Raw genomic sequence first — 21,012 nt, forward strand, 5'->3', positions numbered from 1 at the left:
ATAATGAAAGACTAACAGTTTTCAGGCTAATCAGCTATTTATTCACAATTAACCACTGATTGATAATTAACCACTTATTCACAATTAACCACTGATTGATAATTAACCACTTATTCACAATTAGCCATTTATTAATAATCAACTGCGGGCAGCTTTGCGTAATTCGCGCAACCGCTGCTTTTCCGAACGGGACATAAACCACCACGCAATTAAGCCGATAATCCCGACCACCAGCAAAATCAGTGTCGCCAGCGCGTTGATCTCCGGGTTCACCCCCATGCGCACACTAGAGAACACCAGCATCGGCAAGGTCGTTGCACCCGGCCCGGCGACAAAGCTGGCGATCACTAAATCGTCCAGTGACAGGGTAAAAGCCAGTAGCCAACCAGAGATTAATGCTGGAGCAATCATCGGCACAGTAATCACAAAGAACACTTTCAATGGGGTCGCCCCCAAATCCATAGCGGCTTCTTCGATTGACCGGTCTAATTCGCGCAAACGGGAACTGATAACCACCGTCACATAGGCGGTACAGAAAGTCACATGTGCTAGCCAGATGGTGAACATGCCGCGCTCCGCTGGCCAGCCAATTGCATGGCTCATGGCGACAAACAGCAGCAATAATGATAAACCGGTAATGACGTCGGGCATCACCAGTGGGGCTGTCAGCATAAAAGCAAAACCGTTCGAGCCGCGAAAACGGCCAAAGCGCACCATGACCACCGCCGCTATCGTCCCCAACACCACCGCCATGGTGGCAGAAGCCGCTGCGATAGTGAGGCTCAACCCCACCGCTGATATCATCGCCGAATCATTGAACAGCTCTATATACCAGCGGATAGACCACCCCGCCCACACAGTGACCAGTTTCGAGCTGTTAAATGAGTATATAACCAACATCAACATCGGCGCATATAAGAAGGTATAGCCGACAATCAAGATAATCCGACGCCAGACCGAGCGCACTTCCGGTAGGTTATTCATACCGCGCCTCCTGCTGCTTTATTTTGGTGCTTGTGGAACCAAATAATCGGCACGATCAGTAACACTAACATGACTGTCGCGACGGCGGAGGCCACTGGCCAGTCACGGTTATTAAAGAATTCTTGCCATAAAATACGACCAATCATGATGCTGTCCGGGCCGCCGAGCAGTTCAGGGATAACAAATTCACCGACCGCCGGAATAAATACCAACATGGAACCGGCCACGATCCCCCCTTTGGTCAACGGGACAATCACACTGACAAAGGTTTTAAAGGGCCTGGCACCCAGATCCGATGCCGCTTCGACCAATGAGTAATCCAATCGGGTCAGTGCGGTATAGATAGGCAACACCATGAAAGGCAGGTAGGAATACACCACGCCAATATATACCGCCAAATTGGTGTGCAGAATAATCAGCGGCTGATCAATAATCCCCGTCCACATCAGGAAGTTATTCAAAATGCCATTATTTTTCAGGATCCCCATCCAGGCATACACCCGAATCAGGAATGATGTCCATGATGGCAGAATAACCAGCAGCAATAAGATATTGCGTGTAGATGATTTGCTATGGGCAATCGCCCAAGCCAATGGATAGCCGATAATCAGACAGCATAAAGTGGATACCCCCGCCACTTGCAGTGATTGTAGGTAAGCATCGATATACAGTGGATCATCAAGCAGTTGCAGATAGTTGCCGAGATTGAGCGAGATATCCAGCTTGCCGTCCAGCCAGGTCACTAGATCGGTATAAGGTGGAACTGCGCGCGCCATCTCCGCCAGACTGATTTTGAATACAATCAGGAACGGCAACATAAACAGCAAGAATAACCATAAATAAGGGATGCCGATGACCAATTTCCGGCCATGGGACATTTGGAAACGTTGAATCAGCGCTTTTACCGGCCCTACAGCTCGGGCCGATGGTTGTGCTGCTCCACGGGTGGATTTTGGTATCACAATATTTTTGCTCCCCAAACGATCAGCTACCTAAGACAACACAGCTGTCGGCATCCCAGCAAAGTTGTACTTCATCACCCCAAGTTGGCATCCCTTTACGGTAACGGTGGCCATTTTGTAGCTGCGCGGTAAGCATTTGTCCGCTGTGTAATTTCACGTGATAAATGGACAAATCACCCAAATAAGCAATGTGTACCACTTCACCGACCGCAAAGTTGCAGCCATCTTCCGGCACCTGTTCACACAACATCACTTTTTCTGGCCGCAAGGCGACAAAAACAGGCACGCCGTCAACCACAGAAGCATCCGAATCTACTTTCAGTGGATGGCGCAGGCCGGGGCTGTCGATAATCAATGCATCATCCAGTCGCTCTTTTAATACGCCTTCAAACACATTCACTGAACCGATAAATTCGGCGCTGAATCTGCTGTTCGGATGCTCGTATATCTCTTCCGGTTCGCCAATTTGCACGAATTTGCCACGGTTCATAATGGCAATGCGCCCAGCCATGGTCATGGCCTCTTCCTGGTCGTGGGTCACCATCACGCAAGTTGCCCCTACGCGCTCCAGAATATCCACCACTTCGAGTTGCATGCGGTCGCGCAATTTTTTGTCCAACGCGCCCATCGGCTCATCCAACAACAGCAACTTTGGCCGTTTAGCCAGACTACGTGCCAATGCCACTCGCTGGCGCTGACCACCGGATAACTGATGGGGCTTGCGCTTGGCAAACTCTTGCATGTGCACCAGTGTCAGCATTTCTGCCACCCGGCTTTTGATTTCATTCGTGGGCAATTTGTCTTGCTTCAAACCAAACGCGATATTTTGCTCAACAGTCATATGCGGGAATAATGCATACGACTGGAACATCATATTGATTGGGCGCTGATAAGGCGGCACGTGCGACAAATCCTGCCCATCGAGGACAATCTGGCCCTGTGTCGGCTGTTCAAAACCGGCCAGCATGCGCAATAGGGTGGATTTTCCACAACCTGAAGCCCCTAACAGGGCAAAAATCTCGCCTTTGTAGATGGTCAAATTGACATCATCTACAGCGGCCTGACCATCAAATGATTTGGTTAAATTGCGAATCTCCAACAAGGGTGTAAACACCTTTTGGGATTTTGGCTGCGGGCGGGGAATGACATCATTCACTCAGCGTGCTCTCCGTGAAAGCAGAACAGGCCGCATTCAAGCTGCGGCACAATAAAAAACAGGAACAGGAAGATAAACTCCCTGTCCCTACCATGGTCTATTTTACTTATCCATCAACGCGTTATCAGTGAGCAGCTCATCGCCTGCGGCTGATTCCCGCCAATGGTTTATTTACCACTTTTCACTTTGGTCCAAGCCCGGGTGATCACGCGATCAATTTTGGGATCTTGCACTTTTAATGTGAACATTTTAGCTCGCACATCGGCTGGCGGATAAATACCAGGGTTATCACGGACTTCTGCGTTCAGCAGCGGGGTCGCCGCTTTATTGGCATTGGCATAAAACACGTGGTTGCTGATGTTGGCAATCACATCTGGCCGCATCAGATAATTCAGGAATTGATAGGCTTCATCCTGATTTTTAGCATCCGCTGGCATGGCAAATACATCAAAGAAGGCTAGTGCCCCTTCCTTTGGAATACTGTAAGCCACATTCACACCATTTTTGGCTTCTTTGGCGCGGTTAGAGGCCTGCATGATATCGCCAGCCCAGCCCACTGCCACACAGATATCCCCGTTAGCCAAGTCATTAATGTATTGTGAAGAGTGGAAATAACGAATATTGGGGCGTAATTTTAATAACAATTCAGTCGCCGGGCCGGTGTAATCCGTGGCCTGAATACTGTTAGGATCTTTGCCCAAGTAATTGAGTACAGTAGCAAAAATCTCGCTTGGTGCATCCAGGAAGGAAACGCCACAACTTTTCAGCTTCTCAAGATTTTCAGGTTTCAGCACCAAATCCCAGCTATTTACCGGGGCATCTTTCCCCAACACCGCTTTGACTTTCTCGACGTTATAGCCAATACCGGTGGTCGCCCACAGATACGGAATCGCGTATTTGTTATCCGGATCGTGCTTGCCGACCAAGGTCAACAACTCGGGATCAAGATTTTTGTCATTCGGTAATTTGCTTTTATCCAGCGGCTTGAATACGCCCGCAGACAATTGGCGCTCAAGGAAACTGGCTGACGGCACCACCAGGTCAAACCCAGTGCTCCCCGCCATCAATTTACCTTCCAACACCTCGTTGGAGTCAAACACATCATAGACAACTTTAATGCCGGTTTCTTTTTGGAAATTAGCCAGCGTATCTGGCGCGATATAATCAGACCAGTTGTAAATGTGCAGTGTTTTTTCTTCAGCAGATGCTGAGACGGACGCAGCCATTAATAGGCCAGCAGCAACACCCGATAACCACTTTTTACGTTGGGTGAACATCCGTTAACTCCTCCAAAATAGGGGGTAAATTAGTGCGATAAATGTGCATCCGTAGGATACAACGCCTTTGTCCTGCCGAGCGCTCTTGCCACAAATACCCTATGCATGACTATGCACTGTGGGTGATGATTAACCTAATAAGGATAATCACTGATTTTGCGGAGGAATATTATGCCCTTTGCAGAAAGAGCAGCATAACCGCAGTTGGTAATCCGCACCAGACTCTAGGGTAAAAAACGCCTTTTATCGATTTTTTATGCATATTCTATCTATGTAATGCGCCACTAATGGCATAAACGGCGACAAATATCTGGCAAAGGAGGGTAAAAAGCAGAATATATTATGGTTTACTGAGGGAATGGCAGTGTGCCACTGGCTATCAGTAGCACTCTGATTATTGATGCACGGCCGTCAATTAATGAATAACAGGGTAAGCAGTGGCGGTTTGCGGCAACTCATCGTCTTCACTATTACCAATAAACAGTAAGTCGTTCGCACGCGCCTCCAGAATAATCATCGAAATCTGCTCTTCACACTGCTGCATAAAATAGCCGAATTGCGCCAATGTCACCCCGACTTCCACCGTCAGTGACTGGCAGACAATCAGTTTTGGCAGATTATCATCCTGAATATCAATAAAAGCCTTCACCGTCAGTGAGCTGGCGTTAATTTGGCTGAGGTCCGCAACCAGCGGGATCAAAGCGGTCGGCCGCACTTCGGCCAGCGCTGAAAACAGGATAATGTTATCAACCAAATCAATTTTGGCATCAAACACCCCTTCAAAATTTTGCATATGCGGCAAATGCAGTGCCTGGCAGGAATCGCACTCAAAAAATGAGATACCGAGTTGATCCAGCCAACGCCGTAATAAGGCTAAATCCGGGACGATGAGTGAATCCATAACTACCTACCTCACGATTCTCATAATATGAAAAGTGGAATAGCTTACGGAATATTGACCGACAGCGCCACTTCAATCCCGACTAATTTAATGTCCCCAAAAAGACTTAATCATGGCCTTACCCAGATTTATTCTCTTTTTTGGTTCCCGCTTCTTCTAACTCTTTCTTTGATTGTGGCCTGGATACTCTATCAGCGCTGCCTAATAGCGGGCCAAAACCATGGGCTACACGCCAAACAATGCAAGTTGCCGCCGGGATCATCAAAGCAATCCCGATAAAAATCATCATGATGGCAACAGCCGGTGTCCCAATAGAGCCAGGTAGTGACACATAGTCATTAATACTTAAATAGGCCATAACCAATAACAACATCCCCAGCACTTCTGCCACGATAACAATACGAGGCATATCTCCTAATGAGCGCATCTTTACCTCCGACAAGCCCTCTATTCGCTTTTAACCAGTGTATTGAATCCTCACTATTTGTAACAGTATCGAGAAGCAAATAGGTAGGATTAATCAGATTAACAGGTAAATCCTGCTTTTTTTTCACTGCACCAAAGGGCATAGTAGACCCAAGTGAGAGTGAGTAATACGCTAGAAGTTATTTAACAGTTGAATATATCAGTAACTGTTGACGAAGTGATTACCTCAATTTAATCAAGGAGTTTTACATGTTTGCTGTGATTTTTGGGCGTCCTGGATGTCCTTACTGTGTTCGTGCCAAAGAACTGGCGGAAAAACTGGAAACTGAACGCGACGATTTTAAATTCCGTTACATCGATATTCACGCGGAAGGGATAACCAAAGCTGATCTGGAAAAAACGGTCGGCAAACCGGTAGAAACCGTGCCACAAATCTTTATCGATGAGAAACACATTGGCGGTTGCACAGATTTCGAAGCCTATGCTAAAGAAAATCTGAGCCTGTTCAAGTAATCGGCAGACAAACTGATCCGTTGGTGTGCCACCAGTAACAGCCGCAGTGCCAATAATGATGAGTTTTATGCGAAAAAGGGCCATTGCGGCCCTTTTTTCTTACCTGTCATTGCTATCAACGCAGTCATCGCGGCCGACCAAAGTCACTTTATGTGGCTCATTCCCAACAGATAACCCTGCACTTAGTTAATAATTAAGCATATCCCGCTAGCTACACCAAACTTCCCGCTTACTACTGGCTGTCTCGCAGCAGACCGACTAGAATAACCCACGCTATTGCCTACATTTATATCCTGTCGGCGGTATTTTTTAGAATTAAACGGTTTTTAAATTACAAGATATGTGTCGCTCTGATTTAACATTAAGGGCGTATATATCGTGGATTATCCTGGCTGAATAGAAAGTCATACTCGTGAATATAAACGTCGCAAATTTGTTAAACGGCAACTACATCTTGCTGTTATTCGTGGTTTTAGCGCTGGGGTTATGCCTGGGTAAACTGCGATTAGGGCCTATTCAATTAGGTAACGCTATTGGTGTGTTGGTGGTATCACTGTTGCTTGGGCAACAGCATTTTACTATCAATACTGAAGCACTGAATCTGGGCTTTATGCTGTTTATTTTTTGTGTCGGTGTCGAAGCTGGCCCAAACTTTTTCTCTATTTTCTTCCGCGACGGCAAAAACTACCTGATGCTGGCTTTGGTCATGGTAGGCAGTGCGATGATTCTGGCGCTGGGGCTGGGTAAACTCTTTGGCTGGGACATTGGTCTGACGGCCGGGATGCTGGCCGGATCAATGACCTCCACCCCGGTGTTGGTGGGGGCTGGCGATACTTTACGCCACACCATCGCCAATAATCCGGCGCTGCAACACGCCCAAGATAATCTGAGCCTGGGTTACGCCCTGACCTATCTTATTGGGCTGGTCAGCCTGATTTTAGGCGCGAGATATTTACCCAAACTACAGCATCAAGACTTGCCGACCAGTGCTCAGCAAATTGCTCGTGAGCGCGGCCTTGATACTGACAGCCAGCGCAAAGTCTATTTACCGGTTATTCGCGCCTATCGCGTTGGCCCGGAATTAGTGGCGTGGGCCGATGGTAAAAACCTCCGTGAATTAGGGATTTATCGCCAAACTGGCTGCTATATCGAGCGCATTCGCCGCAATGGTATCTTGGCGAACCCAGATGGTGACGCGGTGCTGCAAGTTGGCGATGAAATCTCGCTGGTCGGCTATCCCGATGCCCATTCCCGTCTTGATCCCAGTTTCCGTAACGGAAAAGAAGTATTCGACCGTGATTTGCTGGACATGCGCATTGTTACTGAAGAGATTGTGGTCAAAAACAGCAATGCCGTCGGTAAGCGCCTCAGCCACTTAAAACTGACCGACCACGGCTGCTTCCTGAACCGCGTGATCCGCAGCCAGATTGAAATGCCGATTGATGACAATGTGGTGTTGAATAAAGGCGATGTCTTGCAAGTCAGCGGTGATGCTCGGCGCGTCAAAAGCGTGGCAGAAAAAATTGGCTTTATCTCCATTCACAGCCAGGTCACCGACCTGCTGGCATTCTGTGCCTTCTTTATTTTGGGATTAATGATTGGCTTGATTACTTTCCAATTCAGTAATTTCAGTTTTGGTATTGGTAATGCCGCCGGTCTGTTAATGGCTGGCATCATGCTCGGGTTTTTACGGGCTAACCACCCGACTTTCGGCTATATCCCGCAAGGGGCGCTAAATATGGTGAAAGAGTTCGGCTTGATGGTCTTTATGGCGGGCGTCGGGCTAAGTGCAGGTGGCGGTATTAATAGCAGCCTGGGTGCCGTGGGCGGGCAAATGCTGATTTCCGGCTTGATCGTGAGTTTGGTTCCCGTGGTTATCTGTTTTATCTTTGGCGCTTATGTATTACGCATGAACCGCGCCCTGCTTTTCGGCGCAATCATGGGCGCGCGTACCTGCGCACCGGCCATGGATATCATCAGTGATACGGCTCGCAGTAACATCCCTGCATTAGGTTACGCCGGTACCTATGCCATTGCGAACGTGTTACTGACATTGGCGGGTTCATTAATCGTCATTGTCTGGCCGGGAATATTAGGCTAGTGCACTAAAAAAGACATTCGAGACAAAGCTAAACATTATTTTAACCTTTTTTCATTTCCCTAGAACTTTCTTACCAGACTGGGGTCTGATTTAGTGCCACTGCTTTTCTTTGATGTCCCCATATTGAGGAGCCCGATAGTCCCGCCTTCTTAGGTTCAAGACTAATCGGGTTTTTTCTTGCCTGAAATTCAAGTCCCCCATTCTCATCGCCCTTAAGGCTTTCTTAAGACGAAATTATTACAGTACGACCACCACTACTTCTGCTCCGGGCTATTTTGTGAAGACCAATAAACCCGCCTCTCTATCTGACGCCATTACATCGACATTAAATAATACCTCAACAACACTGACAATTAGGACAAACTCCCTTTACTCGCTGCCGTTATCCTTTTATTTTTGGCAGGCTTTTGCATTGTTGATCAGTGGATTACTGTTTCTTTGGTTATCCCGCAACGCACAGCTGGATTGGCTTATCAGTAATTATTGGTTTGATCCCGCCTCACAACATTTTCCATGGGAAAATAATTATTGGCTGGATTTACTGAACCATCGGTTATTGAAAATCACCATTATCAGTGCTGCCATCATCACATTGCTATGGGGCATTTATCGCCGCAATGGGCGCTTAGTGGCCGCGATGTTGTTATTTGGCGTCGGCCCGCTGGTGATAGGGATTCTAAAAGCTACCAGCGCGCATTCATGCCCTTGGGATCTTGTGGAGTATGGCGGTAAATCCCTCAGCTATCTGCTGATGGGGACTGCTCCGATCGGTGCTGGCCCTGGTCACTGTTTCCCTGGCGGCCATGCATCCAGTGGTTTTGCAGTAATGGCATTGTTTTTCTTGTTTTACCCCGAGCGTCCACAGTGGGCTTTATTGTGTTGGTTCGCCGGTGTGAGTCTTGGCATGTTAATGGGTTTTGGGCAAATCATGCGCGGAGCGCATTTTCTTAGCCATAACTTGTGGGCAGGTTGGTGGGTTTGGCTTAGTCAGTTGGCTGTGTATTGGATGATAAGCGGTTATTACAACCGTGCTAAGGGTATAGAATGATTGAACAAATGAATTACTTTTTCTTTTCCATGATAAATGCGACTCCAGCATCATCACCATGGATGATTTCTTTTGCGACTTTTATCGCACGCGATTTGATTATGATTATCCCCATATCATTGGTGGGGCTGTGGTTATGGGGGCCGAAAAACACCATGGATTCGCAGCGAACCTTAGTGATCAAAACCGCCATCGCGCTTGCTTTTTCTATGCTTTCAGCCGCTTGCATCGGGATGCTTATTCCTCATGACCGGCCTTTTGTCGTCGGTTTTGGCTATAATTTTATGAGTCATGCACCTGACAGCTCTTTCCCCAGTAACCACGGCACCGCTATTTTCACTTTTGCTCTCGCCTTTGTGTTCTGGCACAAACTGTGGTCCGCTATCAGCATGATGATTATCGCCGCCGCGATTGCATGGTCACGTATTTATTTGGGTGTGCATTGGCCATTAGATATGGTGGGTGGATTTTTACTGGGAATTGTCGGCTGCCTGTTCGCACAGTTGGTGTGGAACTTGTTCGGCGAGGCTATTTCAGATGGGCTGAAGCGCATTTATTATGTGATTTTTGCCTTGCCTATCCGCAGAGGATGGGTCAGAAGCTAATACCTCGCGTTATTAATCTCACATTGCCAGCAGCTTAAATGCTGGCAATGTCGCCAAACATCATGATTAAAAACAATCAATTATATCCATCCCAATATATTCACGCATTAGCTAGCCACTCAGAAATGTAATTTAAATAACAAAATAAAATCAAAAATAGCTAATAATGTGAGAATGGCTTTGTTTTTTACTGTAAATGTTACTATTATAACAAAAGAGCCAACTTACAGACGAATAAAGGATAATAATCATGACGATCAATTACGCTAATTATATTGACCATACCCTATTGGCAATGGATGCCACCGAAGAACAAATTATTAAACTGTGTGAAGAAGCTAAACAGCACCATTTTTATGCTGTATGTGTTAACTCTGGGTATGTTCCGGTCGTGGCTCAGCAGTTAGCGGGCACTGCGGTTAAAGTGTGCTCAGTCATTGGGTTCCCACTGGGTGCTGGTCTGACCGAAGCAAAAGCTTTTGAAGCTCAGGCGGCCATCAAAGCTGGCGCACAAGAAATTGATATGGTTATCAATGTTGGCTGGTTGAAAAGTGGCAAAATTGCCGAAGTTAAAGCCGACATCAAGGCGGTGCGAGATAATTGCGCCTCCACACCGTTGAAAGTAATATTAGAAACTTGTCTGCTCAGTGATGCACAAATCGTACAAGTTTGTGAAATGTGCCGTGAGCTTGATGTCGCCTTTGTTAAAACCTCAACAGGTTTCAGCACCGGCGGCGCTAAAGAAGACCATGTCAAATTGATGCGCGCCACAGTAGGCCCAGTAATGGGTGTTAAAGCCTCCGGCGCGGTGCGTGATCGCGCTACAGCAGAAACAATGATTAAAGCGGGAGCGACACGAATTGGCACCAGCTCTGGTGTGGCAATCGTCTCAGGCCAGCAAGCATCTGCATCAAGCTACTAACTTAGTATATCTCTAATAGATTTCAAGGTGCTGACACGCGGCAGTCAATAAGCGGGCAACTTGGAGGATGATGGATATCAAGCCCGGTTATTGCCGGGCTTATTTATTGGCTATGTACTGTATTTGTCATGCACTGTCTGGCACTCTTTGCTTTACATTTAATGGTCTTGAAAATAACTCGTCAGGGAAAGCTTATGGAAACTCGCCGTGCAGAACGCATCAATAAACTTAGTCAGGCCCTTAAGCGTTCCGACAAAATCCATCTGAAAGACGCCGCTAATCTGCTGCATGTTTCAGAAATGACGATTCGGCGGGATCTGAGTGCTGAACCCACCTCCGTCATTTTACTCGGTGGTTATGTGGTGATGGACCCTAAGAGCAATAATGCCAATAACTACTTTGTCTCTGACCAGCAAGCCAAACAAGTCGAAGAAAAACGCCGAATCGGCCAGTTGGCGGCACCTCTTATCGTGGAAAATGACACCGTTTTTTTTGATTGTGGCACCACAATTCCTTCGATAATCGACGAGATAGATGAAGAGCTGCATTTTACTGCCATCTGCTATTCCCTCAATACGTTCCTGTCCCTACAAGATAAACCTAATTGCAAAGTGATTTTATGTGGTGGTGAATTCAAACCTAATAACTACATTTTCACACCTATCAGCCAGCATAATGAGCTGGATAATGCTTGCCCAAACAAAGCTTTTATCTCTGCGGCTGGTATTTCCATTGAGTATGGCGCCACCTGTTTCAACTTCGACGAAATCCTGGTAAAGCACCGAGCCATTGCCAAATCTCAGCATAAAATCCTGGTGGCTGACCACAGTAAGTTTGGCAAAATAAAACCCGCCAGTATCGGCGCATTAACACTGTTTGACTCTGTCGTGACCAACCGCCAACCTAATAGTGAATTTAGTCAGTTTTTTTTACAGCATAATATCAAAACCTACTGTTAGGCTTGATATTGCAGCAAAAATCTTAACCGCTTAAATACCGGGTGGGCAGCCCTACCCGTACATTTCTCAGCTAAAAATTGAATTATATTTAATCAAAATAACCATTTTTTAATTATGGTTATAAGTCATTTTTACTTATAATATTTTTAAAACGCAATTCCATTGTAGAATTAATATCCGCTAATATTTTAATTTAAGGTAAATTAATTTAACATTTGGCGTTGTTTTAATACGATCGAGTAAAAGAATAGCGTTATCTTATTGTCAGACAAATAACCCGCTGCCATTTTTTATATGACAAATAAACCATAAAATGCCAATAGTCACCCTCTGACTTATTCTGCCGAACAATGAGATATATTGTTATATTCTTATTTCCTTGCTTATATCACCATCAACTTCAGTTGCCCGCCCGAATCAAAAATAAAATATAAAAACAATAAATATCAATAAGTTAGTTTAATTTGATTATTTTAAATTAATGACATTCATCAATAAATCAGTGAAAAACCTGATTTTCACTAGATTCACAAGCGTGGTTAAAATATATTGCCCACCAAGAAAGAGGGGATGAAAAAAATAGTTGCTTGTTTATTGCTCAATAAGAAAAGTGCGTTTTAATTACTCTTATTGATAACTTGCAAACATTTACTTAACAATCAGTTGTAAATTCGCAACAAATTACAGAGGGCGAGTTTATTGAGCATTTGCGAGCATGATCACGGTAGTTTTCACTACAAATCGCTATCTTGCCGCCAGCAAAAACTACTGTTCCTCTCAGAACAACAAAAATAGCCGATGAAGCGAATTTACTCACTTAAAATCGGTTAAATCTTGCACTTTAACGTTTAGGCTTAAATCACGACTACGACACCAAGTAATAACCAGGGCACCCATTTTAAACAAATCGTTTTGACTGAATTTTTTGCCTGATAGTGTCGCTAAATAAGGCATTACAGGAACTTAACTTTCGGCTCTTAATTTTAAATTAACGTGTTCACATTGGAGATTTTTCATGGACACTACTCAAGCGGGCACCATTGCCTCCACGGGAAAAACTTCATCAAGCACATGGCGTAAAAGTGACACCATGTGGATGCTGGGTCTGTACGGTACAGCTATCGGTGCGGGCGTTTTGTTCCTGCCAATCAATGCCGGTATCGGCGGCCTGCTGCCGCTAATTGTTATGGCGATCATTGCTTTCCCGATGACATTTTATGCACACCGCGGCCTGTGCCGTTTCGTGCTGTCAGGTAAAAATCCTGGTGAAGACATCACTGAAGTGGTTGAAGAGCACTTTGGCCAAGGCGCGGGTAAGCTGATTACTCTGCTTTACTTCTTCGCTATCTACCCAATTTTGTTAGTCTACAGTGTGGCGATTACCAACACCGTTGATAGCTTTATTACCCACCAGATGCATCTGCCATCACCGCCACGTGCCATTCTGTCGCTGATCCTTATCATCGGCCTGATGACTATCGTGCGCTTTGGTGAGCACGCCATTGTGAAAGCAATGAGTATTCTGGTATTCCCATTTGTTGCGGTATTGATGCTGCTGGCGGTTTACCTGATCCCTAACTGGTCAAGTGCCATTTTTGAGCATGTATCAATCGATGGTAACGGCACCGGTAGTGGCCTGTGGATGACACTGTGGCTGGTCATTCCGGTAATGGTGTTCTCATTCAACCACTCCCCAATTATCTCCGCCTTTGCTGTAGCAAAACGTGAAGAATATGGTGTTGATGCTGAGAAAAAATGCTCGCGCATTTTAGCTTTTGCTCACATCATGATGGTTGTTACCGTAATGTTCTTCGTATTCAGCTGTGTCCTGAGCTTGTCTCCAGCGGACTTGGCAGAAGCGAAAAGCCAGAATATCTCCATTCTGTCTTACCTGGCTAACCACTTTAATACCCCAATGATTGCCTACATGGCGCCAGTTATTGCCTTTATCGCTATCACCAAATCCTTCTTGGGCCACTACTTGGGCGCACGTGAAGGCTTCAATGGCATGATGATCAAATCTCTGCGCAGCAAAGGCAAAGAAATCAATCATGACAAACTGAACCGCATTACTGCAATATTCATGTTGGTCACCACCTGGATCGTAGCAACCATGAACCCAAGTATTCTGGGCATGATTGAAACCCTGGGCGGCCCAATCATCGCGATGCTGTTGTTCCTGATGCCAATGTACGCCATCCATAAAGTTCCAGCGATGCGCAAATACAGCGGTAAAGTCAGTAACGTATTCGTCGTCATCATGGGCCTTATTGCTATCTCTGCAATCTTGTTCAGCCTGTTCGGTAAATGATACTGACGCTGGCCAACCTCCACGGCCAGCGAATTATCGTCCACTGATAATTGTTTCAAAAGCCGGTGCGTCCGCATCGGCTCTCTATTCCACGGCAATGTACACCCCAAATAATTCGAGTTGCAGGAAGGCGGCTACTGAGTAAATCCCGATGAGTTGACGCCAGTCAATGATTTGGGGGAGCGAAGACTGCCAACACACATGCAGCTTGAAGTATGACGGGGGTAAATAATTTAATAATTAGAACCTTTAAGAGGCTAATATATGGTCAGCGTTTTTGACATTTTCAAGATTGGTATTGGTCCTTCCAGCTCTCATACCGTCGGCCCGATGAAGGCTGGCAAGCTGTTTACCGATGATTTAATCACACTGGGGCATCTTTCTGCCGTCACCCGAATCACTGTTGATGTTTACGGCTCTTTGTCTCTGACCGGTAAAGGCCACCATACTGATATCGCCATTATTATGGGTCTGGCGGGGAATTTGCCCGATACTGTTGATATTGATGCTATTCCGGGGTTTATCCGTGATGTAGCAGCACGCGAGCGTCTGTTGCTGGCCAATGGCAGCCACGAAGTTGATTTCCTGGCAAACGGCGGGATGAACTTCCATGAAACCAACTTGCCGTTGCATGAAAATGGCATGTCCATCAGCGCACACGCGGGTGATGAATGTCTTTTCAGCAAAACCTATTACTCCATCGGCGGCGGATTTATTGTCGATGAAGCTCATTTTGGTCAACAAGACAGTAACGCGGTGGCTGTACCCTACCCATTCAATTCTGCCCGTGATTTGCAAAAGCATTGTAAAGATACCGGTTTATCTTTATCTGGCTTAGTGATGAAAAATGAGCTGGCGCTGCACAGTAAAGCCGAGATAAGCGCGCACTTTGCTGCCATTTGGGATGTCATGCAGGCCGGTATTGAACGCGGTATTAATACTGAAGGGTTATTGCCCGGCCCAATGAGAGTCCCGCGTCGTGCGGCTGCATTGCGCCGTATGCTGGTCACCACAGACAAACATAATGCCGACCCGATGATGGTTGTCGATTGGATCAATATGTATGCCTTGGCCGTCAATGAAGAAAATGCCGCGGGTGGGCGCGTAGTAACAGCACCGACTAACGGGGCTTGCGGGATTATCCCGGCGGTACTGGCTTACTACGATAAATTCATTCGCCCAGTGAATGAGAATTCCTACAGTCGCTATTTCCTGGTTTCAGGTGTTATTGGTGCGTTGTATAAAATGAACGCATCCATTTCTGGCGCTGAAGTGGGTTGCCAAGGAGAAGTCGGGGTGGCCTGTTCCATGGCTGCCGCGGGTCTGGCTGAATTGATGGGCGGTAGCCCGGCTCAAGTCTGTATCGCGGCTGAAATCGCCATGGAGCACAACTTGGGGCTGACTTGCGACCCGGTGGCTGGGCAAGTTCAGGTGCCATGCATTGAGCGTAACGCAATTTCCGCCGTGCAAGCCGTCAACTCGGCGCGTATGGCATTGCGCCGCACCAGTGAGCCAAGTGTCTGTCTGGATAAAGTCATCGAAACGATGTATGAAACCGGTAAAGATATGAACTCAAAATACCGTGAAACCTCCCGTGGTGGTTTGGCCATCAAGGTTGTAGCCTGTAACTGATTTCTCTGAAAAATCATAAAAAGGGCGGCTTGATAGCTGCCCTCTCTCTTATTAATCAATAAGTTAAAAGACTAGCTAAACAACTGGCTGATTTTCATCATCACAAAATCCCAGATGCGGCTGAAGAACCCGCCCTCTTTGACTTCGTTTAATACCACCAGCGGGCGCTGATCAATAGTTTGCCCATTCAGTTGGAAATCAATAGTCCCGACCACTTGATGCTTCGCCAATGGCGCGCGCAATTCTGTTTCATTCAGCTTATAACTGGCTTTCAGATTTTTCATCTGCCCTTTTGGGATGGTGATGGCGGCATCCTCGGCCACACCCAGCTCAGCCTGCCCGGTGTCACCAAACCAGACTTTCTGCGTCACAAAAGGTTTCGTGGCCTTAATCGGCACCACGGTTTCATAGAAACGGAAGCCCCAAGTCAGCAGTTTCTCACTTTCACTGAAACGTACTCGATCACTGGGTGCGCCGAGCACGACAGAAATCAACCGCATCGGCCCGTCGGTCGCTGAAGCTACCAGATTATGTCCGGCACCGGTGGTAAAACCGGTTTTCATACCATCGACGTTAATATTTGTGTTCCATAACAGCCGATTACGGTTTATCTGCCGAATTTTATTAAAGGTAAATTCTTTCTCTTTATGTAGGGCATATTCGTCCGGAACATCACGAATGAGCGCCTGCCCCAATACCGCCATATCATGCGCGGTACTGTACTGCCCCGGAGCATCCAGGCCATGCACTGTCATAAAATTGGTATTATTCAGGCCGAGCGCTTTGGCGTACTTATTCATCAAGCCAACAAAACTGTCCTGGCTACCGGCAATATAATCAGCCAGCGCAATGCTGGCATCATTACCAGACTGAATAACAATGCCTTTATTCAAATCGGACAATTTCACTTGATCGCCCGGTTTCAAAAACATCAATGAGGAGCCGCGTAATGCCGGGTTACCCGTGGCCCAGGCATCTTTACCGACAGTCACTAAATCATCCGGATGCACTTTACCCGCTTTAATCGCCTGCCCAATCACATAGCTGGACATGATTTTTGTCAGGCTGGCCGGGTCAAGGCGCTGGTCACTGTTCCCCTCAGCCAGCACTTTTCCGCTATTGTAATCCATCAATACATAGGCTTTAGCCTCTATTGTAGGCGGCACCGGAGAGTCAGCTGCATGTGCATAAGGCAGTGCCAAGAGCAATAAACCAGCACTGAAAGTCAGTTTTTTTAGCTTGAACGGGAGAATAAATTTCATCATGAGGTCGCCAGAGTATCCTTGCAAGTAATCGGAAATAAGTGGTATTTCCAGAAAAAACCACTGTCCAATTAGCGAAACAGTCACGTTTTTTAACTGACACCGAAATAATAGCTTAGCCATATTCCAGTCCCTTTTCTAAATTTATCCCATTGCCACACCAATTGGGCATAGTTTTACGTTTTGTTTTGTAAAGACGCTGTTTTCACTGAATATTGATGGCTATACGGCTAACCATCTTCCCATCTGAACGCTCCGACATCTAAGCACCTAAACGTCTAAAAACTCACTAACATATTCCAAAAAGGAATATAGATGGGTTATTTGTTCTTTTTAGTGCGTAAGCCGCTAGCGCTATTATCCCCTCAAGCTTGTTAACCAAACTCATTCTGTTAACTCAATTTTTACTGGAGTCAATAATGGCTATCCCGCGCTCGGTGCTTGATCTTATCGGCCACACCCCCCTTTTGGAACTGACCCGCTTTGATACCGGCCCGTGCCAATTATTTGTGAAGTTGGAAAACCAAAACCCCGGTGGTTCGATTAAAGACCGGGTCGCACTCTCGATGATTGAACAGGCAGAAAAAGAGGGTTTGCTACAACCAGGCGGCACCATTATTGAAGCCACTGCGGGGAATACTGGCCTTGGGCTAGCATTGGTCGCCGCGCTAAAAGGCTACAAGCTGGTATTGGTGGTGCCGGATAAAATGAGCCAAGAGAAAATTTTCCATCTGCGGGCATTAGGCGCGCAAGTGTTGCTGACCCGCTCCGATGTGGGCAAAGGGCATCCGGCTTACTATCAGGATTATGCTCTGCGCTTGGCGCAGGAAACACCGGGTTCTTTCTATATTGACCAGTTCAATAATCCGGCCAACCCTGCGGCGCACCGCACCTCAACTGGCCCGGAACTGTGGCAGCAAATGGGCGAACACATTGATGCCATTGTGGTGGGCGTCGGCTCCAGCGGCACCCTGAGTGGCCTCAGCCACTATTTCTCCGAGGTTTCACCCGCGACTGAATTTGTACTGGCAGACCCCGTCGGCTCCATTTTGGCGGATTTTGTCGACAGCGATCATATTGGCGATGCCGGTAGTTGGCTGGTCGAGGGGATTGGCGAGGACTTTATCCCGCCACTGAGTAACTTCTCGCAGGTGAACAAAGCCTATAGCATTGATGATGCTGAAGCTTTTAGCACCGCGCGCACCCTGTTACGCGAAGAAGGGGTATTGGCGGGTTCTTCAACCGGCACCTTGCTGGCGGCGGCATTGCGCTATTGCCGCGAGCAAACCACGCCAAAACGGGTAGTCACCTTTGTGTGTGACAGTGGCAATAAATACCTGTCCAAAATGTTCAATGATTACTGGCTGTTGGAACAAGGATTGCTGAGTAAACCTCAGTTGGGTGATTTGCGCGATTACATCACTTATAGCCATGAGGATGGGGCGACGATTTCGGTCTCGCCGCAAGACACACTGGCTGTTGCTCACGCGCGGATGCGCCTCTATGACATCTCCCAGTTACCCGTATTAGATGGCGAAAAGGTCGTCGGGCTGATTGACGAATGGGATTTACTGAATGCGGTACAAGCCGATGCTTCCCATTTCAAACACCCCGTCAGCAGCGCAATGACTCGTCAGGTCAATACATTACAAAAAGAGGCCGATTATCAGTCTCTGTTGACAACCTTTAATGACGGTCATGTGGCGGTAGTCCTGGATGGCGAGCGATTCCTCGGCCTGATTACTCGCACTGATGTTTTGAATACCTGGCGTCAGAAGCTGGCTTAATTCTCTCTTATTAAGGATTTTTATCATGGCAAAGTTCGATACCCTAACCGTCCATGCCGGTTATACTCCAGATAGTACCGGTGCAGTGATGCCCGCGATTTACGCGACCTCCACTTTCGCGCAACCCGCCCCCGGCGAGCATACTGGGTATGAATATTCCCGCAGTGGCAACCCTACTCGTACCGCGCTGGAAAAGGCGATTGCAGAATTGGAAGGCGGCATTCGTGGTTATGCCTTTGCCTCCGGTCTGGCCGCCTGCTCAACTGTGCTGGAACTGCTGGATCAAGGCAGCCATATCATTGCTGTGGATGATTTATACGGCGGCACCTATCGCCTGCTGGAGAAAGTACGCAGCCGCACCGCCGGTTTGCGGGTAACTTATGTCTCTCCTGCGGACACCGCCGCATTGGAACAAGCCATTCTGCCTGATACCAAAATGATCTGGGTGGAGACGCCAACTAACCCATTGTTAAAACTGGCGGATCTGGCTGCCATTGCCGCTATTGCTAAAAAACATCAACTGATTAGTGTGGCCGATAATACCTTTGCCTCTCCTTATATTCAGCGCCCGCTAGATTTAGGATTTGATATTGTGGTGCATTCAGCCACCAAATACCTTAATGGCCACTCCGATGTTGTTGCCGGTGTCGCCGCCGTAGGGAATAATCCTGAACTGGCAGAGCAATTGGGCTTTTTACACAATGCGGTTGGCGGGATTTTAGACCCTTTCAGTAGCTTCCTGACATTACGCGGTTTGCGCACTTTGGCTTTGCGCATGGCGCGACATAATGAGAGCGCACAGCGCATCGCCGAATGGCTAGAGCAACAGCCACAGGTGGAAAATGTGTATTATCCGGGGCTGAAAAGTCACCCGCAACACGCGCTGGCCGCCAAACAGATGGCCGGTTTTGGTGGCATGATTTCGGTGCGATTGAAAGGCGATGATGAGTTTGCTCGCGCCGTCATTAAGCGCTCACATTTGTTTACTCTGGCTGAAAGTCTTGGCGGCGTTGAAAGCTTAATCAGCCAACCCTATAGCATGACCCATGCATCAATCCCACTGGAAACCCGCTTAAAACACGGAATTACTCCGCAACTCTTGCGTTTATCCGTCGGGATTGAAGATACCGAAGATTTGATTGCAGACTTAGCACAAGCGCTGAATGGCTAAGGTTTAATAAGACAAATACGGTAGGAATGGCAATATTCCTACCGTAAGTCAACAGTACCAGCGCTAAGCCGTACGTTGCCACACATGGCCGCGCTCTTCAAAAATTAATCTTTCCATAGATTGTTGTACTTCAGAATCCACCAATATGCGCAAGAAATGCCCCACATCACTGGTTTCCTCAATAGATTCCGCATAAAGCGCCCGCAAAGCGACATCTGCTGTTCTTGGCAAACTGGTTCGCCCCTTCTCCCAACGGGCAACTGTTTGTACATCCACGCCAAGTAATGTCGCGAGTGCTTTTTGAGACATATTCATTTCAATCCGTATAAATCGGATTTCATCAGCAACTAATGGATTACAGCGATTGACCAATACTCTGCCAATAAGGCGATGCAAACCATCCACATCATCAATACTGGTAAACTGCTCACCATCAATAACGTCATAGTGATAACCATTAGCCAACCACACTGTGGTTAATCCACTTTCCGTGTAGTGATACATGACTTTCTCTCCCTTACTTAATCATCACCGTAATAACATACACAGCGGGTATATCCTCATGCCGTTTCAGTACAGCAACGACTTCAAGCACATCCCCAGCAGCAATACCTTGCAGGTTGAACTTCCAATCGCCAGCCGCAGTTTGGTGCGGCACTTCAGTAAACCGACTGTGCTTGCTGGCAAACACATGTAAAATTTGTCTCAGTGTTACGCGCCGTTCAGACATCCTTTGTTTAGCATGTGTGCTCATACGAATGCGGCCAGTATGATTCATCGCCAAATCATTCACTATTTTACGCGCTGAAATAGAGCTAAGCGGGAATTCTCTGATAGAAATTCCCTGATAGCGCGAAGGTGTATTAGATTCCATTCAATTACCCCCCCTCTTCTGTACCTATCATTTTGATAGGTTAAAGGGAGGGCGTCAAGAACAGACAGAGAGGAGAAGAAAAGAAAAGAGAAGAATGTGGTGTTCGTCGGAAAAGAGCCGA

19 protein-coding genes are annotated in these 21,012 nt (G+C 47.0%); 10 read left to right on the plus strand and 9 right to left on the minus strand.

All coding sequences use genetic code 11. From position 1 onward, the window contains the following. Nucleotides 1–138: 138 nt before the first annotated feature. The 6 genes from potI to OP863_RS12820 form a co-directional block, all read right to left on the minus strand. Nucleotides 139–984 (minus strand): putrescine ABC transporter permease PotI, encoded by an 846-nt coding sequence (gene potI / locus OP863_RS12795; RefSeq protein ID WP_145591203.1) that lies wholly within the window; start codon nucleotides 982–984, stop codon nucleotides 139–141. Beyond that, a complete protein-coding gene (gene potH, locus OP863_RS12800) occupies nucleotides 981–1,946 on the minus strand; it encodes a putrescine ABC transporter permease PotH (RefSeq protein ID WP_038639443.1) in 966 nt (321 codons plus the stop codon). The genes potI and potH overlap by 4 nt, the downstream gene beginning before the upstream one ends. 22 nt (nucleotides 1,947–1,968) lie before the next feature. Further along, nucleotides 1,969–3,102: a putrescine ABC transporter ATP-binding subunit PotG gene (gene potG / locus OP863_RS12805; protein WP_265525376.1), complete on the minus strand. Its 1,134-nt coding sequence runs from the start codon at nucleotides 3,100–3,102 to the stop codon at nucleotides 1,969–1,971. A 167-nt stretch (nucleotides 3,103–3,269) separates the two neighbouring features. After that, nucleotides 3,270–4,379, minus strand: coding sequence for a spermidine/putrescine ABC transporter substrate-binding protein PotF (gene potF / locus OP863_RS12810; protein WP_038632017.1), 1,110 nt, complete (start codon nucleotides 4,377–4,379; stop codon nucleotides 3,270–3,272). Between the two features lie 415 nt (nucleotides 4,380–4,794). Next, entirely contained in the window at nucleotides 4,795–5,280 is a 486-nt protein-coding gene (locus OP863_RS12815) for a YbjN domain-containing protein (protein WP_145509528.1), read from the minus strand. Nucleotides 5,281–5,398: 118 nt separating this feature from the next. Beyond that, entirely contained in the window at nucleotides 5,399–5,707 is a 309-nt protein-coding gene (locus OP863_RS12820) for a YbjC family protein (RefSeq protein WP_265525377.1), read from the minus strand. Between the two features lie 248 nt (nucleotides 5,708–5,955). On the opposite strand from OP863_RS12820, the gene OP863_RS12825 reads away from it, so the two are divergent. The 8 genes from OP863_RS12825 to OP863_RS12860 all read left to right on the plus strand — a co-directional run bounded on the left by OP863_RS12825 (nucleotide 5,956) and on the right by OP863_RS12860 (nucleotide 15,797). After that, complete coding sequence (locus tag OP863_RS12825) at nucleotides 5,956–6,219, plus strand: GrxA family glutaredoxin (RefSeq protein WP_004389584.1); 264 nt, start codon at nucleotides 5,956–5,958, stop codon at nucleotides 6,217–6,219. Nucleotides 6,220–6,631: 412 nt separating this feature from the next. Next, nucleotides 6,632–8,320 carry an aspartate:alanine antiporter gene (locus OP863_RS12830; protein ID WP_050077825.1) on the plus strand — a complete coding sequence of 563 codons (1,689 nt, stop codon included), beginning with the start codon at nucleotides 6,632–6,634 and terminating at the stop codon, nucleotides 8,318–8,320. Nucleotides 8,321–8,696: 376 nt separating this feature from the next. Then, entirely contained in the window at nucleotides 8,697–9,368 is a 672-nt protein-coding gene (locus OP863_RS12835) for a phosphatase PAP2 family protein (protein WP_186368364.1), read from the plus strand. Next, nucleotides 9,368–9,973 carry an undecaprenyl-diphosphate phosphatase gene (gene ybjG, locus OP863_RS12840; RefSeq protein ID WP_186368491.1) on the plus strand — a complete coding sequence of 202 codons (606 nt, stop codon included), beginning with the start codon at nucleotides 9,368–9,370 and terminating at the stop codon, nucleotides 9,971–9,973. The genes OP863_RS12835 and ybjG overlap by 1 nt, the downstream gene beginning before the upstream one ends. Before the next feature lie 250 nt (nucleotides 9,974–10,223). Continuing rightward, nucleotides 10,224–10,895 carry a deoxyribose-phosphate aldolase gene (gene deoC, locus OP863_RS12845; protein WP_038632009.1) on the plus strand — a complete coding sequence of 224 codons (672 nt, stop codon included), beginning with the start codon at nucleotides 10,224–10,226 and terminating at the stop codon, nucleotides 10,893–10,895. Nucleotides 10,896–11,089: 194 nt separating this feature from the next. Beyond that, nucleotides 11,090–11,854, plus strand: coding sequence for a DNA-binding transcriptional repressor DeoR (gene deoR, locus OP863_RS12850; RefSeq protein ID WP_038632007.1), 765 nt, complete (start codon nucleotides 11,090–11,092; stop codon nucleotides 11,852–11,854). Nucleotides 11,855–12,869: 1,015 nt separating this feature from the next. Then, nucleotides 12,870–14,165 carry an HAAAP family serine/threonine permease gene (locus OP863_RS12855; RefSeq protein WP_038632005.1) on the plus strand — a complete coding sequence of 432 codons (1,296 nt, stop codon included), beginning with the start codon at nucleotides 12,870–12,872 and terminating at the stop codon, nucleotides 14,163–14,165. A gap of 264 nt (nucleotides 14,166–14,429) precedes the next feature. Continuing rightward, complete coding sequence (locus tag OP863_RS12860) at nucleotides 14,430–15,797, plus strand: L-serine ammonia-lyase (RefSeq protein WP_050291303.1); 1,368 nt, start codon at nucleotides 14,430–14,432, stop codon at nucleotides 15,795–15,797. 71 nt (nucleotides 15,798–15,868) lie between these two features. Here the strand turns inward: OP863_RS12860 and OP863_RS12865 are convergent, their stop codons facing one another. Continuing rightward, entirely contained in the window at nucleotides 15,869–17,062 is a 1,194-nt protein-coding gene (locus OP863_RS12865; protein ID WP_050291304.1) for a serine hydrolase, read from the minus strand. Between the two features lie 416 nt (nucleotides 17,063–17,478). Here OP863_RS12865 and OP863_RS12870 point away from each other — a divergent pair, with 416 nt between their 5' ends. Both OP863_RS12870 and OP863_RS12875 read left to right on the plus strand, forming a co-directional pair. After that, complete coding sequence (locus tag OP863_RS12870; RefSeq protein ID WP_265525378.1) at nucleotides 17,479–18,846, plus strand: cystathionine beta-synthase; 1,368 nt, start codon at nucleotides 17,479–17,481, stop codon at nucleotides 18,844–18,846. Between the two features lie 25 nt (nucleotides 18,847–18,871). Beyond that, the gene (locus OP863_RS12875; RefSeq protein WP_145588664.1) at nucleotides 18,872–20,017 is read left to right on the plus strand and encodes a trans-sulfuration enzyme family protein; all 1,146 of its coding nucleotides are present in this window, start codon (nucleotides 18,872–18,874) and stop codon (nucleotides 20,015–20,017) included. A 63-nt stretch (nucleotides 20,018–20,080) separates the two neighbouring features. Here OP863_RS12875 and OP863_RS12880 read toward each other — a convergent pair whose 3' ends face one another. Continuing rightward, on the minus strand, nucleotides 20,081–20,521 hold the full coding sequence (locus OP863_RS12880) for a helix-turn-helix domain-containing protein (RefSeq protein ID WP_038631996.1): 441 nt from the start codon (nucleotides 20,519–20,521) through the stop codon (nucleotides 20,081–20,083). Between the two features lie 13 nt (nucleotides 20,522–20,534). Continuing rightward, entirely contained in the window at nucleotides 20,535–20,891 is a 357-nt protein-coding gene (locus tag OP863_RS12885; RefSeq protein ID WP_038631994.1) for a DUF4258 domain-containing protein, read from the minus strand. Between the last annotated feature and the right edge of the window lie 121 nt (nucleotides 20,892–21,012).

The sequence above is a fragment of the Yersinia sp. SCPM-O-B-9106 (C-191) genome (genome assembly GCF_026183365.1).
GTDB classification, from domain to species: Bacteria; Pseudomonadota; Gammaproteobacteria; order Enterobacterales; family Enterobacteriaceae; genus Yersinia; species Yersinia rochesterensis.